Origin of the sequence: Marinobacter lacisalsi, assembly GCF_042651045.1 — a bacterium.
GTDB lineage: Bacteria > Pseudomonadota > Gammaproteobacteria > Pseudomonadales > Oleiphilaceae > Marinobacter > Marinobacter lacisalsi.
Genome location: NZ_JBHSDI010000016.1, coordinates 1 through 14,135, shown reverse-complemented (window position 1 = coordinate 14,135; position 14,135 = coordinate 1). Strand labels below are relative to the sequence as shown.

Annotated in this window: 20 protein-coding genes; 7 read left to right on the top strand and 13 right to left on the bottom strand. The window is 58.2% G+C overall.

Features of this window, described 5'->3' with window-relative positions:
* The first annotated feature begins 6 nt into the window (after positions 1 to 6).
* The 4 genes from thiS to ACFOZ5_RS12595 all read left to right on the top strand — a co-directional run bounded on the left by thiS (position 7) and on the right by ACFOZ5_RS12595 (position 3,028).
* Entirely contained in the window at positions 7 to 207 is a 201-nt protein-coding gene (thiS, locus tag ACFOZ5_RS12610) for a sulfur carrier protein ThiS (RefSeq protein WP_379887841.1), read from the top strand.
* Between the two features lie 75 nt (positions 208 to 282).
* Positions 283 to 1,092 (top strand): thiazole synthase, encoded by an 810-nt coding sequence (locus ACFOZ5_RS12605; protein ID WP_379887839.1) that lies wholly within the window; start codon positions 283 to 285, stop codon positions 1,090 to 1,092.
* Between the two features lie 279 nt (positions 1,093 to 1,371).
* Positions 1,372 to 1,962: a nucleoid occlusion factor SlmA gene (gene slmA / locus ACFOZ5_RS12600; RefSeq protein WP_379887837.1), complete on the top strand. Its 591-nt coding sequence runs from the start codon at positions 1,372 to 1,374 to the stop codon at positions 1,960 to 1,962.
* Positions 1,963 to 2,161: 199 nt separating this feature from the next.
* Positions 2,162 to 3,028: an alpha/beta fold hydrolase gene (locus tag ACFOZ5_RS12595; RefSeq protein WP_379887835.1), complete on the top strand. Its 867-nt coding sequence runs from the start codon at positions 2,162 to 2,164 to the stop codon at positions 3,026 to 3,028.
* Positions 3,029 to 3,105: 77 nt separating this feature from the next.
* Here the strand turns inward: ACFOZ5_RS12595 and ACFOZ5_RS12590 are convergent, their stop codons facing one another.
* The 6 genes from ACFOZ5_RS12590 to ACFOZ5_RS12565 form a co-directional block, all read right to left on the bottom strand.
* The gene (locus ACFOZ5_RS12590; protein WP_379887833.1) at positions 3,106 to 4,683 is read right to left on the bottom strand and encodes a sensor domain-containing diguanylate cyclase; all 1,578 of its coding nucleotides are present in this window, start codon (positions 4,681 to 4,683) and stop codon (positions 3,106 to 3,108) included.
* 130 nt (positions 4,684 to 4,813) lie between these two features.
* Positions 4,814 to 5,338, bottom strand: a complete 525-nt coding sequence (locus ACFOZ5_RS12585; RefSeq protein WP_379887831.1) for a CPBP family glutamic-type intramembrane protease — start codon at positions 5,336 to 5,338, stop codon at positions 4,814 to 4,816.
* Positions 5,339 to 5,391: 53 nt separating this feature from the next.
* Positions 5,392 to 6,135, bottom strand: a complete 744-nt coding sequence (locus ACFOZ5_RS12580; protein WP_379887829.1) for an alpha/beta fold hydrolase — start codon at positions 6,133 to 6,135, stop codon at positions 5,392 to 5,394.
* Between the two features lie 257 nt (positions 6,136 to 6,392).
* Positions 6,393 to 7,025, bottom strand: a complete 633-nt coding sequence (locus tag ACFOZ5_RS12575) for a Fic/DOC family protein (RefSeq protein WP_379887827.1) — start codon at positions 7,023 to 7,025, stop codon at positions 6,393 to 6,395.
* Positions 7,026 to 7,103: 78 nt separating this feature from the next.
* The gene (locus tag ACFOZ5_RS12570; RefSeq protein ID WP_379887825.1) at positions 7,104 to 7,730 is read right to left on the bottom strand and encodes a DJ-1/PfpI family protein; all 627 of its coding nucleotides are present in this window, start codon (positions 7,728 to 7,730) and stop codon (positions 7,104 to 7,106) included.
* A 40-nt stretch (positions 7,731 to 7,770) separates the two neighbouring features.
* Positions 7,771 to 9,168: a ribonuclease J gene (locus ACFOZ5_RS12565; protein WP_379887823.1), complete on the bottom strand. Its 1,398-nt coding sequence runs from the start codon at positions 9,166 to 9,168 to the stop codon at positions 7,771 to 7,773.
* Between the two features lie 169 nt (positions 9,169 to 9,337).
* Here ACFOZ5_RS12565 and ACFOZ5_RS12560 point away from each other — a divergent pair, with 169 nt between their 5' ends.
* The gene (locus ACFOZ5_RS12560; RefSeq protein ID WP_379887821.1) at positions 9,338 to 10,150 is read left to right on the top strand and encodes a thioesterase family protein; all 813 of its coding nucleotides are present in this window, start codon (positions 9,338 to 9,340) and stop codon (positions 10,148 to 10,150) included.
* A 16-nt stretch (positions 10,151 to 10,166) separates the two neighbouring features.
* On the opposite strand, the gene ACFOZ5_RS12555 is transcribed toward ACFOZ5_RS12560, so the two are convergent.
* The 3 genes from ACFOZ5_RS12555 to ACFOZ5_RS12545 all read right to left on the bottom strand — a co-directional run bounded on the left by ACFOZ5_RS12555 (position 10,167) and on the right by ACFOZ5_RS12545 (position 11,523).
* Positions 10,167 to 10,646 carry a DUF6998 domain-containing protein gene (locus ACFOZ5_RS12555; protein WP_379887819.1) on the bottom strand — a complete coding sequence of 160 codons (480 nt, stop codon included), beginning with the start codon at positions 10,644 to 10,646 and terminating at the stop codon, positions 10,167 to 10,169.
* Positions 10,647 to 10,729: 83 nt separating this feature from the next.
* Entirely contained in the window at positions 10,730 to 11,011 is a 282-nt protein-coding gene (locus ACFOZ5_RS12550) for a hypothetical protein (RefSeq protein WP_379887817.1), read from the bottom strand.
* Positions 11,012 to 11,031: 20 nt separating this feature from the next.
* Positions 11,032 to 11,523 carry a hypothetical protein gene (locus ACFOZ5_RS12545; protein WP_379887815.1) on the bottom strand — a complete coding sequence of 164 codons (492 nt, stop codon included), beginning with the start codon at positions 11,521 to 11,523 and terminating at the stop codon, positions 11,032 to 11,034.
* Between the two features lie 146 nt (positions 11,524 to 11,669).
* Here ACFOZ5_RS12545 and ACFOZ5_RS12540 point away from each other — a divergent pair, with 146 nt between their 5' ends.
* On the top strand, positions 11,670 to 11,906 hold the full coding sequence (locus tag ACFOZ5_RS12540; RefSeq protein WP_285389865.1) for an addiction module protein: 237 nt from the start codon (positions 11,670 to 11,672) through the stop codon (positions 11,904 to 11,906).
* 5 nt (positions 11,907 to 11,911) lie between these two features.
* Positions 11,912 to 12,223 carry a type II toxin-antitoxin system RelE/ParE family toxin gene (locus ACFOZ5_RS12535; protein WP_379887813.1) on the top strand — a complete coding sequence of 104 codons (312 nt, stop codon included), beginning with the start codon at positions 11,912 to 11,914 and terminating at the stop codon, positions 12,221 to 12,223.
* Between the two features lie 73 nt (positions 12,224 to 12,296).
* Here the strand turns inward: ACFOZ5_RS12535 and ACFOZ5_RS12530 are convergent, their stop codons facing one another.
* The 4 genes from ACFOZ5_RS12530 to ACFOZ5_RS12515 all read right to left on the bottom strand — a co-directional run bounded on the left by ACFOZ5_RS12530 (position 12,297) and on the right by ACFOZ5_RS12515 (position 14,024).
* Positions 12,297 to 12,716 carry a GFA family protein gene (locus ACFOZ5_RS12530; protein WP_379887811.1) on the bottom strand — a complete coding sequence of 140 codons (420 nt, stop codon included), beginning with the start codon at positions 12,714 to 12,716 and terminating at the stop codon, positions 12,297 to 12,299.
* 81 nt (positions 12,717 to 12,797) lie between these two features.
* On the bottom strand, positions 12,798 to 13,091 hold the full coding sequence (locus ACFOZ5_RS12525; RefSeq protein WP_379887809.1) for a HigA family addiction module antitoxin: 294 nt from the start codon (positions 13,089 to 13,091) through the stop codon (positions 12,798 to 12,800).
* A complete protein-coding gene (locus ACFOZ5_RS12520) occupies positions 13,091 to 13,369 on the bottom strand; it encodes a type II toxin-antitoxin system RelE/ParE family toxin (protein WP_379887806.1) in 279 nt (92 codons plus the stop codon). Before ACFOZ5_RS12520 ends, ACFOZ5_RS12525 begins: the two co-directional genes overlap by 1 nt.
* Before the next feature lie 118 nt (positions 13,370 to 13,487).
* The gene (locus tag ACFOZ5_RS12515) at positions 13,488 to 14,024 is read right to left on the bottom strand and encodes a hypothetical protein (protein WP_379887804.1); all 537 of its coding nucleotides are present in this window, start codon (positions 14,022 to 14,024) and stop codon (positions 13,488 to 13,490) included.
* Between the last annotated feature and the right edge of the window lie 111 nt (positions 14,025 to 14,135).

The window sequence follows — 14,135 nt, the reverse complement described above, 5'->3', positions numbered from 1 at the left end:
GTCGTTATGAATGTAGTGCTTAATGGCGATCACCGGGAACTGCCGGATCAGGCTACCCTGCAGTGGCTGGTTAACGATCTGGGGCTTGCCGGCAAGCGGCTGGCGATCGAGGTTAATGAGGACATCGTGCCCCGCAGCCAGCACGGCGACTTTCGCCTGTCCGAGGGCGACCGTGTCGAGGTGGTCCACGCCATCGGTGGCGGCTGATCCGCTGTTTCCCTTGCAGTGCCTGCGTGCAGGCTGATACCCGCTGTTTACTGACCAATTCCCTGAAGGAATCCCATGACTGACCAGAACCAGACACCACTGCCGGAAGACAAGCCACTCGAGATCGCCGGCCGGGTATACCAGTCCCGTCTGCTGGTGGGTACCGGCAAGTACCGGGACATGACGGAAACCGGCCAGGCCATCGAAGCCAGCGGCGCCGAGATTGTCACCGTGGCGGTACGCCGTACCAACCTGGGTCAGAACCCCGATGAGCCCAACCTGCTGGATGTCATATCGCCGGAAAAATACACCATTCTTCCCAACACCGCCGGCTGCTTCACCGCGAAAGACGCGGTACGTACCTGCAAACTGGCCCGCGAACTGCTGGATGGCCACAACCTGGTAAAGCTGGAAGTGCTCGGTGAGGAAAAGACCCTCTACCCGAACATGACCGAAACCCTGGTGGCTGCCGAACAGCTGATCAACGACGGTTTCCAGGTGATGGTCTATTGCTCCGATGATCCCCTGCTGGCCAAGCGTCTGGAGGAGATGGGCTGCATCGCCATCATGCCCCTGGGCGCCCCCATCGGCTCCGGCCTGGGTATCCAGAACCGCTATAACATCCGGCTGATTGTCGAGAATGCCAATGTGCCCGTGCTGGTGGACGCCGGTGTCGGTACCGCTTCGGATGCCACCATTGCCATGGAGCTGGGCTGCGACGGTGTCCTCATGAATACGGCCATCGCCGCCGCCCGCGATCCCATCCGCATGGCCCGCGCCATGAAGCTGGCCATCGAATCCGGTCGCGAAGCCTACCTGTCCGGGCGTATGCCCAAGAAGGCCTACGCCAGTGCCTCTTCGCCGATTGATGGCACGTTTTTCTGAGGGTAGGCGGTCGTTCTCTGCGTCTGGCCACATCGCCCGGGTGTCGTCCTGCATCCTCTCTCCCCTGGCGGGAGAGGGCCAGGGAGAGGGGGGAGGCGATCCTACTCCGAAGCTTGTTGCTCCACCCTCACCCCAACCCTCTCCCCTCAAGGGAGAGGGGGTATTTCCGCAGTCAGGCTCCCTGCACTCGACCACAAACTCCTCCAATCCCTGTAGAATCACCCCGTCACCCGAACATTACCAATCAATAATCAAATAACAGAGCGCTGTCGTCCTGTCATGACCAACCAGAAACCCAGCCGCCGCGACGCCATCCTCCAGTCCCTGGTGGAAATCCTGGAGACCGACCCCGGCACCCGCATCACCACCGCCGGCCTGGCCCGCGCCGTGGGCGTCACCGAGGCGGCCCTCTACCGTCACTTTCCCAGCAAGCGCAAAATGTTCGAGGCGCTGATCGAGTTCGCCGAAGACACCGTCTTCACCCGCTGCCAGCGCATCCTGCAGGAGCAGGACGACGCCAGAATACGCCTGCAGCAGCTCACCCAGCTGGTACTGGTGTTCGCCGAACGCAACCCGGGCCTGTGCCGCGTCCTCACCGGCGAGGCGTTGAGCGGCGAAAACGAAGCCCTGCGCAAACGCGCCAGCCAGTTCTTCGACCGCCTGGAAACCCAGATCCGCCAGATCCTGAAAGAAGGCGACATCCGTCAGGGGTTGCGCCCCCATCCAAGCGCTCCCCGGGCGGCGGACTGGGTGATGACGTTTGTGGAGGGGCGGATTCAGCGCTATATCCGGTCGGGTTTCAGCCGCTTGCCCTCGGCGGAATTTGAGGAACAATGGGGGATGATCGGCGGGGAAATCTGGCCGGGTTGACCCGGCAGGAAGCTGAGGCGCCGTTAAGGAAAAGGAGCCCCCCGGGGCAGTCGTCGCTCCCCGGCAACCGCTTACGATTAGTTGCAGAACTAACTGGTATTCCCCACCCGTTTTAAGGCATCATCCTGAAATAAAACAAGCGTTCGGAAACCCCCCAAGCCGGACGCCAAAACAGAACAAAAGCATTTCAGGAGACAGTATGGAACGGCAGACTCTCACAGGTACCAATGGCATCCGGCTGGCAGTAGACGTAGCGGGTGATCCTGATGGTCAGCCGGTGGTGATGTTTCACGGTGGTGGCCAGACCCGGCATTCATGGGGCGTGCTGACCCAGGTGCTGGGCGACAACGGTTACTACGCCCTGAACGTGGACATGCGCGGCCATGGTGAAAGCGAGTGGTGTCCGGACAGTGACTACACCCTGGACCGTTTCGTGGAGGATGTGCATGCCATCCTGGAAACCCTCGACAAGCCACCAGTGCTGGTGGGCGCCTCCCTTGGCGGCATCAGCTCCATGATCGCGGCCGCCGCCCGAGAGGCGGATCATATCCGTGGCCTGGTACTGGTGGATATCGTGCCCAAGATGGAAGTTGAAGGTATCCAGCGCATCCGTGATTTCATGTTGTCTCACCTGGACGGCTTCGATTCCATGGAGGAGGTGATTGAAGCAGTTGCCGCCTACATGCCCCACCGCAAGCGCAGTGGCAGTGGCGGTTCCGCCGGCCTGCGCAAGAACCTGCGGGAAGGGGACGACGGTCGCCTGTACTGGCACTGGGACCCGGCCCTGATGGTAGGCGAGCGAACCCCCAACTCGGTGCGCAATGTGGACCGCTTGCGGGACGCCGCCAAACAGATACAGGTACCCACCCTGCTGGTGCGCGGCAAGATGAGCGATGTGGTCAGCGAAGAGGGCGTGAAGGATTTCCTCGAACTGATCCCCGGCTCCCGGGCCATTGATGTCAGCGGTGCAGGCCATATGGTCTCCGGTGACCAGAACGACGTCTTCAATGACGCCATCCTGGACTTCCTGGCGGAGCTTCGGCAGGGCAGTGCAACGACAGCCTGATCAACCGGGGGTGGCGAAGCATGCCACCCCGAAGGAATGCGAGGACCTGCCATAGGTAGACTGTCGGCCCTGTACCGTCAGATATCGCGAAACAGAACGTCATCGGGTTCCGTCGCCGGGGGCAAGGTGGCAATACGGTCGCGCCCGCTGCGTTTTGCCTGATACAGAGCCTTGTCAGCGCGCCGCACCAGTGCGTCAAGGGTGTCGCCCGCCTGCCATTGGGCGAGGCCCGCGCTGAAGCGTATTCGTTGCCCCTGCGGCAGTTCCTCGACAATCAGTCCCTGCACCGCCTCCCGCATGCGCTCCAGTAACTGCCTGGCGTCCTCCAGTTGAGTATCCACCAGCAGGATGATGAACTCCTCACCACCAAATCGTGCCAGGTAGTCGGTGGCCCTTAACTGCTGGCCACAGCAGGAGGCAAAACTTTTCAGTACCTGATCGCCGGCGGCGTGACCGTACTCGTCGTTGATCCTTTTGAAGTGGTCCAGGTCCAGCAGTGCCACACAGAAACCATGGCCGTAGCGGTGGGCCCGGTCCAGCTCAGTATGAGTGGCCTGGTCGAATGCTCGCCGATTCAGGGTGCCGGTCAGGGGATCGTGGGTGGCGAGCCTGCTGAGCTGCTTTTCCAGGGCCTTATGGCGGCTGATGTCCCGCATCTCCAGAATGCAGTCACTGGTCTGTTGTTCCAGGGGCGACAGGGAGATCTCTGCCGCATAGGCGCCCTCGCTGAGATGCCGGGCCACCAGCTCCTGCTCATGGACATCACCCCGATCAAGACAATGTTGCAGTGCCGAATGGCTCTCTGGTGCGAACAGCGCCGTGACAGGCTTCTGCAGCAACTGGTCGCGGGGCAGCCCGGTGAGTTTTTCCAGCCCGGGGTTGGCATCCATGATCAGTCCCTCCCGCAACACGGCGACGCCGGACGTAGAGGCCCGCATCAATCGTTCAAAACGCTGGGCACTGCTGCGGGCCTGGTCCGCGTGGTACTCGCTCAGGGCCAGAATGCGCTGCATGGTCATCAGGGTGACACCCACAAAACCCATCACCAGTGCTGGTATCGCAAAGTTGTAGGGCAGCAGGTAACTGAAAGACTCGTAGGGCATCTCGTAGGGATGGTCGATCCACCAATTCACATACCCGAAACCACCGCGAACCAGGGTGACCACCGAATAGATCAACAGGCTGATGGCCACCAGCAGGCGGGCCGGTCGCGTGGCGTTGTCGTCACGGGCCCGTATCAGCAGCCAGATGGCCTGCCAGGGCAGAAGCCCGGCGATGGAGGAATAAACCCCCATGAGGAAGTCCGAACTGCCGGCGTAGACCCAGTAATGAATATTGAAGACCGCCATAACAGCGACACTGACAGGCACAATCCACCAGGGCAGGGGGCGCCCCATGAAGCGGAAGATGCCCAGCAGGAAAAGCGCCTCACCGGCCAGTTGCCCTGCATTGCCCAACACGTTGAGTGTCGGGCTGCCGGTGGCCATGAAGCCGATGAACAGCACAATGCCGCCAATCAGCGACCAGATACCGGCCATCCAGAAACCGGGCCCGGAGTAGGGGCGCGACACCCGCCAGAGCGCCGTGGAGGCGACCGCCAGTGCCAACAACAGGCACAGGCCCAGCAACATGGGGGAAAAATACAGTTCGCGCATAAACGGCGGGCTTTAGTGAATGATCCCTGCAAGTATACCTTGGGGGGAGGTTGGGAGACAGGGCCAGGACACTAGGTGCTTTCCTGTCATTTCGGGCATCGTCTTTGGTGCCTGATCCGTCTTGGGGTGGTTACACCTCCAATACAAGGTTCCTGCCACCGAGCAAAAGCACCCACACGGTCACCGTTGCCCAGTGAATGATGGTGGGAACCCAGACAGACCGGGAAACCACATAGCCATACCCGCAGGTAATCCCGAGTGCGCACACGATCAGCAGAAACCAGGGGTCCAGGAAAAGCGAAATGGCGGAATGGTTGAACGCCAGTGCGTTGAGCGGATGCCAGGCCACGAATATGAACGTGCTGATGGCCACCGCTTTGGCAGCGCTGGCGGTGCCGGAGTCCAGTATGTTCCGTGGAATGAGCACGCCCCTGAAAAACGCCTCTTCCAGCAACGACGGGAAGACAAACAGGGTCAGGGGGAGCAGGAGCGCTGTCTTTGAAGCCATGGGTGCCACATCCAACAGACCGGTGCTGAATCCGATAGCCCCCGCAATAAGGGCAAACACCGGCACCAGCGCCCACGCCCTGAGCGGGGCCCGGAAAGGTGAGGTTCGAAAACCCTGACCCGGATTGTTGCGAAGATAGTCCATCATAATTTGGTTTCCCGTCCTTTCCGCTAAAAAATGTTGCTTGTGACCGCCCGGTCTCAGGCTACCTTCCTCAAAAACGCCTTGAGCGCGCCGGCCAGCGAAGCGCCGCTGAACAATGTCATGGCATGACCGACCCCGGGTAGCATAATCAGTTCGGCGTCGAAACGTTCCGCCGTGGTCTTCATGGCATTCAGTCGCTTGTCCTGCTCGCCCACAAACAGAAGCATGGGGATGGAGGCCTCGCCCAGCGCTTCCGACAGGTCCTGGCGATCGACAGCCGCGGCGACCAGTGCCACCAGGTCATTCTGCAGCACCAGTGGTCTGGCGGCATCCGCGATGGTCTCACCAATGAACGTCTCCAGCGCCTCAAGGAAGGCTTGTGGATCCTCGCCGGATACCTGATAGAAAGGCTCTGCTGATTCGGCGAAAGGATGGGCCCCGCCAATCATCAGCGACGCCACCCGTTCCGGATACCTGGCTGCCATGCCGAAGGCCAGCCAGCCACCCATGGAGTAGCCGAGCAAATGAGCCTGATCCACGCCCAGGTCGTCAAGAACAGCGTTGATATCAGACAGGCGCTCATCGAGGGAGTAGAGAGCCTGATCGTGGGGCTTGCTGCTTCTGCCATGCCCGCGCAGGTCCACAAGGATGACCTGGTGTTCTTTTGCCAGTTCGGCAGCCAGGCCGGAGTAGTGCCACTGGGCTCTGCTGGCGGTAAAGCCATGCAGAAGAACAACCGGTTGGCCCGCGCCGAGCACCTCGTAGTAGATGGTTACGCCGTTATTGTTGACGGTCGTCATGAATCGTTTTCCTTTTACGGGCTAACGGGGCTACCTTCGTTCTGCTATAATTTAGGTTCAGTATGCAGGATTTTTGGAGCAAGCCCGTCGATGAGCGCCAAATCGCCAACCTCGAAAAAATCACGACTCGTCACCAGTGCATCCATTCGCCGTTCGGTGGCAAGCTCCACGGCTATTGAGACTGGTGAGAGTGTCCAGGAACTTGAAGGTAAGCTACGCCGTAAGTCTGGAAAATACGCGCACATAAAGCTGGCCAGCTAAATAGAGCTATCACCACTGGCCAACGCCAAGCGAACAAACCTGGTCATTGGTGTGTAGTCGCATCCCATTCCTACCTGGATTGCCTGAAAGTACTCGAGCTTGCTCTGATCCCAATAGCTGTAATCCAGCGTGCCATAACCTGCCTGAACTGCCATCACATCAGCCAACAAGCGAGACAGTCGGCCATTCCCCTCTCGGAAGGGATGAATGAGGATAAACTCTACATGGGTTTCGGCAATAGCCTCCGCAAGCTGATCTTCAGAAACGTCGTGACAGGGTGTATTTCTTGCAAGGACGCTGGTTTCAAAGCCTGAAAGTAACTTCGGAATCTGGGCCGCTGCAGCAAATGGGAAATCTCCCTTGCTCATGTTGACGGAGCGTTCCTCCCCGGCCCATCCGTAAACATTACCCATCCAGCGACGATGCCAGGATTTCAGGTCTTCAACGGTAAGGGTGCGGTCTGGAAAGTGGTCTATCAACACGGCCTGATAAAGCGCCTCCAGAAGCTGCAGCTCCAATTCGTCCATATCCTCTGGTGAAGTGATGCCAAGTCGGTTTGCCAGAACCAGACCGTCAGAGCCGGGTTCGTACTCACCTTCAGAGCTGTTGACTTCGTAACGACCGGTCATCAATTGGATCCCTCCACTGCTTTCGCGTTTCTAGCCATGTATCGCCGCGTTCACCGGCTCATCCGGTGCAACGCATGGTTAGGTGTCTTTGATATATGTAGGTGCTTGCGCGTGGTCTTCAAAACCACCGTATTTGATTGAAGAGGGATAATACTCTGAAGCAAATTGAACTTCCCCAGCGGCAGCTTCACCGTCAACGCTGGCAATAAATGCAAGCATGAGATCAGTGCCAGCAGAGACACCAGCAGATGACCATATGTTGTCGTCTTGTACGTACCGTTGCTCAACAACCGTTACGTCACCGAGTGCACGCAAACGCTCTAAAGAGCCCCAGTGAGTTGTTGCCTTCCTTCCCGATAAAAGCCCTGCGGCATGCAGCACAAATGAACCAGTGCAAACCGATAGGACTGCCTTGCAGTTCTTTGCTTGATTGGCAACGAAATCAACCAACACAGGATTGTTAACTTCAATACGCGTGCCTTGCCCTCCCGGAATTAGTAAATAGTCAAGTGGGGGGCATGTAGCAAACGAAGCATGTGGGTTAATAGACAACCCTTTTGCACAAGTGATTGGCTCCATCGATTGGCCCACAATGATGCAGTTTTCAGGGCCGTTGGCATTTTTCCGCCACATCGTGAGCATTTCCCACGGCCCAACAAAGTCGAGTTCCTCGACCTGATTGAATACAAGAACTCCAAAATTCATAGTAACCTCCGAGACACCTAACAGTATGCCATGATCTCCGTCAGCTGAGAGGCGCTGAAATGATTTGAACCAGCTCCCCCTTGTCCCAACCAAGCCGACCGGTCTCCACTACCTGCCGACGCATCCCCGGCACCGGGCGGATCATGAACAGGTCGCCATTGCGACCGAGCAGGGTCTTGGGAACGCCGCATTCGCGAGCAAGGCCGGCGTGGGCATCCATGTGTTCAGCCTCGCCGTGTACGGGGATGGCCACACCAGGCTGCACCCATTGATACATCGCCCGCAGTTCGTCCCGGGCCGGGTGGCCGGAGGCATGGATGGGCAGGTCGGCGGCTTCGGCGGTGATTACTTCCACCCCCTGTTCCCTGAGGCTGGCAATCAGCGCCTCAATGGCGTCTTCGTTGCCGGGGATGGCGCGGGCGCTGAAGATCACCCGGTCGCCAGGCTCCAGCTCCACCTCGGGATGCGAGCCCATGGCCATGCGGCGCAGGGCGGTGCGCGGTTCGCCCTGGCTACCGGTGGCGACAGCCAGCACCTCCTCGCGAGGAAGGTAGCCCAGGTGGGCAGGAGGGATAAGATGGTCGTCCGTGTTCCAGACGCCGGCGGCCTTGGCGGCTCCTGCCATGTTGATCAGCGAGCGCCCCAACAGGCCCATGTAGCGGCCGGTGGCCCGGGCCACGTTGGCCAGGGTATGCAACCGGGCGATGTTACTGCCGAAGCAGGCCACGATAACCCGCCCCGGCGCATCATCGACGGCGGCCAGCAACCCCTTTTCGAGTGCCGATTCGGATACCGAGTGCCCCGCCACGGTGGCGTTGGTGGAATCGCACACCATGGCCGTCACCCCTTCCTCCGCCAGGGCCTTGAACGTGCCCGGTGTGTAGCCATGGCCCACCAGTGGCTTCTCGTCCAACTTCCAGTCGCCGCTATGGAAGATCCGCCCCGCCGGGGTGCGGATCATGAGGGCGTTGGGGTCGGGGATGGAGTGGGTCAGTGCCAGCCACTGCACCTCGAACGGGCCGATGGTGCGGCGCTCGTCCACGTCCACCACATGGATCGGCACCCGGTGCAGCAGGTCGAACTCCGCCAGCTTGCGGCGCAGGATCTCGGCGGTAAAGCGGCTGGTGTAAATTGGGCATTGCAGCAGCGGCCACAGGTAGGGCACGGCACCGATGTGGTCCTCATGGGCGTGGGTAATGACCAGCCCGGCAAGTTGCTCACGGCGGTCAGCAATAAACGCAGGATCAGCCATTTGCACCGGTGGTTCGCCGCGCCCGTGCACGGTGCCGTCGGCGATCACCCGACCCGTCCGGGGAAAGGTTACTCCACAGTCCACCATCAGCCACTGGCCGTCGTGGCCGTAGAGGTTGAGGTTCATGCCGATTTCACCAGTGCCGCCGAGGGGCAGGAACCAGAGGTCATTGTGGTCGGGGGTCATGGGCGCCTTGTCGTATTCGGGAAATGGAACAGGCTGCAGTGTAACCCAGAACCCGGGGAGGGCGTGGTGGCGTACAACGGACAATGCCAGACTATGCGCTGATATCCACAAGGCAGGACTTTCCCGTTATGCTTGCCCCTTTATTACAACAATCATAAGGAAGACAACGATGGCCGAGGCGTTATTCCTGCGCGATGGTGAAGCCTACGTACCCACTGAAAATGCCAGCGGGCCCTGGAGCCCGGATTACCTGCACGGTGGTCCGCCCACCGGGCTGCTGGCATGGGCGCTGGAACAGACTGCCGCCGGCAGTGGTCTGCGTCTGGCGAGACTGACCACCGACCTGCTGCGTCCGGTGCCGTCAAAGCCTCTGAGCGTAAGGGTCGACACGGTACGCTCCGGTCGCCGGCTTCGCGTGCTGCAGGCCGACCTGCTGGCGGATGATGTGGTGGTCAGCCGGGCCACCGCGCTGTATCTGGAGCAGGCGCCGCTGGACGTCCCCGGGCACGCCCGCTTTCCCGATGACACCCTGCCGGCCCGCGAGGGCCCAGCCCAAACCCTGATACAGGTTGCCGAACGCGACCGCGACGAGCCACAACTGACACTCACCGGGCTGCACACCACCGCCGAGGTCCACCTGATCGACGGCGTGCAGGGCCGTGGTGAGGGGCGGGTCTGGATGCGCTTGCCGATTCCGGTGGTGGCCGGCGAGCCCTGCTCAACCACCGTGCAGGCGGCCACCCTGGCGGACTTCGGCAACGGTATCGGGCAACTGCACGTGGCCGACAACGTGGGCAGCATCAATGCCGACATCAGCCTGTACCTGACACGTCCGCCCTGCGGCGAATGGATAGGATTCGATGCGCGGGCACGCATGGGCGATAACGGTAATGGCCTGGTGGAGACGCGGCTATTTGACGATAAGGGGATGATCGGCCGGGTAACGCAGGCGACGTTGGCTATGCCTGTTTATGGTGGTTAATGGGTGTCCCTGTTTTTCAACCAAACCTGCGCGAAGCAGAGGGAATGACTCTGGGCACACGGTCTGTTTGAGCCACGCTTTGATTTAATTGCCGGAGCTTGTTGAGAGAGATCTGAAACTGGCCGTTACTCGGTAGCCGCTTCCCGTTGAACTGCTTCCAAACAAGGGCGCCGGGTCCGTTGTAGATCTCCTCGAACGTACCATCAGGCAGGATCTTGATGATGATCGTATGCTGGGGCTGACTCCGGAATCCGACGGAGCTGGACTGTGTAGCCTTGATCTCAACTTCCAGCCCGCTTTCAGTGACAGCGTCATAGCCTTTGTTGGATGCAGTCTTCAAATCAAGATTGTAGGCATCGGCAACCAGACACTCGCCCAGGCTACCCACCATATGGCCGTCAGGGGTGAAATGGCGACCGGGAAACATCGCTTCTAACTCGTGGACCGTCTCGTAAAGCTGTTTTACCAAACTCTGGAACTTATCGTGATTGATCATCGGCGCTCAAACTGCGGCGTGCCTGCTCTGAAAATGAAAAATTAGTCTGTCCATGTTATCTATCCGCTGAGGGCCGTTCCCTTTCATCCCCCACCGGTGAGCTGAGCGAGACCGACCGCCAGAGCAGCGAGAAAAGCCAGTCCAACCAATGACACCAGAATACTGGTGAACATATTGGCGTCCTCGCTCTCGCCAATGGCCTCCTTTGGGTAACGACCGAAAGAGAGAGCACGGCAAATGGGCCAGCCCACGTACCAGGCAATAATTTCGAAATACAGCTCCCAGACAAGCCAGATAAGGGATCTCACAACTAGGCTCAGAAGGCGAAAAACAGCCTTCAAGGAACCATCGGCCAATTCTTCCATGGGCTTTTTCTCCCTGCGGCTCACTCTGCCTTGGCGTCGGCGCCGTGCTCCGAAAGCTGAGCGCCGAACCAGCGATGTATAGCCGTTAGCAAGTGTAGATCAGTCGTTTCAAACGTGATCTCAGCGCCTGCGGAAAGCTCCGCATACGAGATCTCGATGCCCGAGGCTCCGGCTCGAAGCTCCCTAAGCCCTGGCATGTCTGCGCCATGCAGCATCTCTGGGTCTGAATAGTCGCCGCGCTGAAACCTTTCAGCTTCGTGCTTGAGATGCTGCCGGATCAGTGCAATTTGGTTGCTTTTGCCTGGATCCCTCGCAAGAACACGCTGTACGCCTCCCGACTCTGTCATCTTGAAGATGTGTACGGTCTTCGACATGTCGAAGGGCATTACGTTGTGCGACATCTGGTGGACGCGCTCTTGAGAAGTCTGTGCGAACACGGTGAAACTGCTCAGCAGCAGAAGAACCACAAACACCTTGCCCATTTTAAGAACGGCACGGGCGGACGAGCTCATGTAATCATCCTCCTGATGTCAGTAAACAGAATGGTGTGGCCCAACGCCAGCGCACAATGGCGGCCGCAGGCCGCGAATCGATGCGCCTTGTTATGGGGTGAAACATCCTGCATCATTTACCTATGTCTATCTCCGCGGGGTGTCAAATGACTGCGCTCGAACTCGAAACCCTCAGAAATGCTGCCATGACGCTCTCCGAACAGGAGCGCGCCGCTTTAGCCAAAGATCTGGTGGCAAGCTTGGATGGCCCTGCAGATGAAGGTGTTGCAGAAGCATGGGACCGTGAGATTCGCCGAAGAATCCACCAGATTGATTCAGGAGAAGCAGAGCTGCTCGATGCAAAGGAAGTTCTGTCCCGCGCCAGAGATCGAATTAGAGGCTGATCGTTTTGAGAGCAAGAGTCAGCAGGGAAGCTGCTACAGAATTGGAAGAAGCCGCTGTCTGGTATGAGCAGGAAGAAGTTGGGCTTGGAGAACGCCTGATCAATGCTTTCGAACAAGCAATTGAGCTGCTTGAGGAACCCTATCCCCCACTGGTTCCAGTCAACCCTGACGCCGCAGAATCCGGAGCAAAACAACTCATCCTTCATAGATTCCCCTTCTCCCTCGTAACCATCGAAAGAAACCAAGCTATCATAGTCGTTGCTTTTGCTCACCACTCCAGAAAACCAGGCTACTGGCGGAGACGGCTCTCCCCATAACGCTTTTGTTTAGCGGCGCACATGTAGCGCAGCGAAATGGGCGTCCGGTGTAGGGCCGGAGGCCCGGAACGTACTACAACAATTTGTTAAGTGATTCCAGACTCTCAGGGCCGCCCTCCAATCGAACGCACTCAGTAGATTCTTGCTCCCATGGCGCGGCGGATGCTGTGTGGAGGTGAACAGAAATCTTTGATACGGCGAGTTCATCGAGCAAACCGGCTGGAACCCATACCATCTCGGTGCCCCGCAGGCTATTTGGAACCGGACTCCCACAACTCGAACAAAAATCGCTCCGGAAACCACTTGGCTTTTGATACGACCGGATCTCGCTTTGACCTGAGACCCAACGAAAACTAGAACCCTGCACAAACGTGGCAGCGTTGGCTGCAGCCCCTGTGGCTTTGCGGCATAGCGAGCAGTGACACTGATAGAGATTCCGTACCTCGCCATCAATTTCGAATTTCACGCTTCCGCAGAGACATTCACCTTGCATCGATCAATCCTTTGACACTTAAGGCTTGGCTTTGCGGCGTGCCGGAGCACTAGCGCAGGCGCATCCGACAACAGCCACTGGTTAAGCTGCTTCGAAGTCCAGGGGCTGAATGCCATCCAGATTTACCGTGCTGCGGGCCACCCAGAGATCGTACATATCCTGCATCGCCAGCCAACTCTCAGGTGTACGCCCGAGTACCTTGGACAGCCGCAAAGACATTTCAGGGCTAATGCCGCTATCCCCTTTGAGCAGCCGAGACAAAGTAGAAGGTGAAACGCCCAGACTGGAAGCAAGCTGACGGGAGCTGATACCGAAAGGCTCCAGGTACACCTCGCGAATGAATTCACCAGGATGCGGCGGATTATGCATAGTCATTAGTGATAATCCTCATAATCAAGAATGTAGGCGTTGCCGTCCTGAAATTCGAACGTCATTCGCCAATTTCCGTTAACCCGAATCGACCACCGCCCCTTGTCTTTACCCTTCAATGGGTGAAGCCGAAAGCCAGGGATATCCATGTCCTCCACCGAAGTGGCCGTATCTAGAGCAGCTAACTGCATACGCAGTTTCTTGGCATGCTCAGACTGTATGCCCGCCGTGCTGCCGGTCGAGTAGAACCGCTTCAGTCCTTTGTGACGGAAAGATTTAATCATGAGGGAATGATAGCATGGTGCGCATCACGCAACAATAGAGCTTAACGCGCTTGTTTAGCGGTGCCCCGGCAGGGGCGTCCGGTGAAGGCCGCTGGCCGGAACGTACTACAACAAATTGTTAGGCTCCCCGGGAGCTCGGCTCCTTGTAACGATCAAGAAGCTCGGGCTGCTCTTGAGCCACTTTATAAAAGAACTCGACCATCTGATGCTTCAGATATCTTAGAAAATATTCGAGTTGGCGAAGCTCCTTCTCTTCGAGATGCAGCCGCTCATTAAACTGAAAATGAGGAAGATTGAAACGGCCGTCGTCTATGGGGATGGTAGAAATCCTGAAATGCATCTCTTCCTCCGAGGAATGCGCCACTATCTTGCGGCGCAGGTCCAATACTCTATCAACTAGCGTCTTTTGCTCTTGGTTCAAGCTGATGCCGAGAGCACGCAAACCAATTGTCGTCCCGCCTCTGGTTGTCTCGAAGGGTCGCGCCATTGAGATTATCAGGGTGGATTCGTAGCATCTGAATCGACGCAATTCTACGTGACTATGTTTCGCCCCAAAATCACAGTCCTCGAGCAGGAATGTCAAAGCAGACAGGGCTTGCTGGAAGTCCCAAGTCGAGTAGATCGCCCTTATGAGTTGCTTCTCCGTTATATTCATAGTGCCTAACACCTAAGCATTTAATGGTCGTGCGCAGCATGACCTTTAAATGTCTGTTGGACTAAGCCGCCGGCACCGAAGCTATCGGGCGACGTATAAGGGTAAAGTAAT